The following is a 1,439-nucleotide window of genomic DNA, read 5'->3' on the forward strand; positions in this document are numbered from 1 at the left end:
CCTCCCGAGCGGCTCACCTTCATGCTGGAGGACAGCGCTGCTTCCGTCCTCCTCACCCAGCAGCACCTGCGCGCGTCTCTGCCCGCGCTCTCCACGCGCGTGCTCCCGCTGGACGAAGTTGTCGCGCAGCGTGCGCCACTACCGGTGCATGCCGTGGGCGCGGAGACGGAAGCTGTTGCCCCACGAGCGCCACTGCCGGTGCAGACCGTGGGCGCGGACGACCTCGCCTACGTCATCTACACGTCGGGCAGCACGGGGCGGCCCAAGGGCGTCGCCGTACACCACCGCGGGTTGATGAACCTCGTCGCGTGGCACCAGCGCACCTATGCCCTGGCACCCTCGGACCGGACGGCCCTCACCGCGGGCGTCGCCTTCGACGCCTCCACCTGGGAGGTCTGGCCTTCGCTCGCCTCCGGCGCGAGCCTCGTCGTGCCTCCGGACGCCGTGCGCGCCGAGCCCGCCCAACTGCTGCGCTGGCTGGCCACGGAAGCCATCACCACCTGCTTCATGCCCACGCCCCTGGCGGAGGCCGTCCTGCGTGAAGAGTGGCCCAAGCCCATGGCCCTGCGCGCCCTGCTGACGGGCGGCGATGCCCTGCACCACGGCCCGCCGGCTTCGGTGCCCGCCACCCTCTTCAACCACTACGGCCCTACCGAGAGCACCGTCGTCGCCACCTTCACTCCCGTGGCCGCCACCGCGCGGGACGACGGCACCCGGCCTCCCATCGGCCGGCCCATCGCCAACACCCGCACCTACGTCCTCGACGCGCACCTGAACCCGGTGCCCGTTGGCGTCCCCGGCGAGCTCTTCCTCGCCAGTGAAGGCCTCGCCTGGGGTTACCTCGGCCAGCCGGCGCTGAGTGCCGAGCGCTTCATTCCGCACCCCTTCGCCTCCACGCCGGGTGCCCGGCTCTACCGCACCGGTGACGTCGTGCGCTGGCGCGCCGACGGGCAGCTGGACTACCTGCAGCGGCTCGACTTCCAGGTAAAGGTGCGCGGCTTCCGCATCGAGCTGGGGGAAATCGAAGCCTCGCTCCTCGCGCACGCCTCCGTTCACGAGGCCGTCGTCCTCGCGCGCGAAGACGTCCCCGGCGACAAGCGCCTCGTCGCCTATCTCATCCCTGCTTCAGGACAGCAGGTGGACACCACCGTGCTGCGCGCGTTCCTCAAGGAGCGGCTGCCCGAGTACATGGTGCCCTCCGCCTTCCTCGTCCTGGAGGCCCTGCCCCTCAACGCCAACGGCAAGCTCGACAGAAAGGCCCTGCCCGCGCCCGACGCCTCGCCCCTCGCGGACTTCGTGGCCCCTCGCAATCCCACCGAGGAGAAGCTCGCCGAAGTCTTCGCCCTCGTCCTGCGTCGCGAGCAGGTCAGCATCCACGACGACTTCTTCGCCCTCGGCGGCCACTCGCTCCTGGCCACGCAGCTCGTCTCGCGCGTGCG

1 protein-coding gene is annotated in these 1,439 nt (G+C 71.2%); it reads left to right on the forward strand.

Features of this window, described 5'->3' with window-relative positions:
* On the forward strand, positions 1-1,439 hold a 1,439-nt coding region (locus D7X12_RS41330), incomplete at both ends, for a non-ribosomal peptide synthetase (RefSeq protein ID WP_120630561.1).

The sequence above is a fragment of the Corallococcus sicarius genome (genome assembly GCF_003611735.1).
In the GTDB taxonomy this organism is placed as follows: domain Bacteria; phylum Myxococcota; class Myxococcia; order Myxococcales; family Myxococcaceae; genus Corallococcus; species Corallococcus sicarius.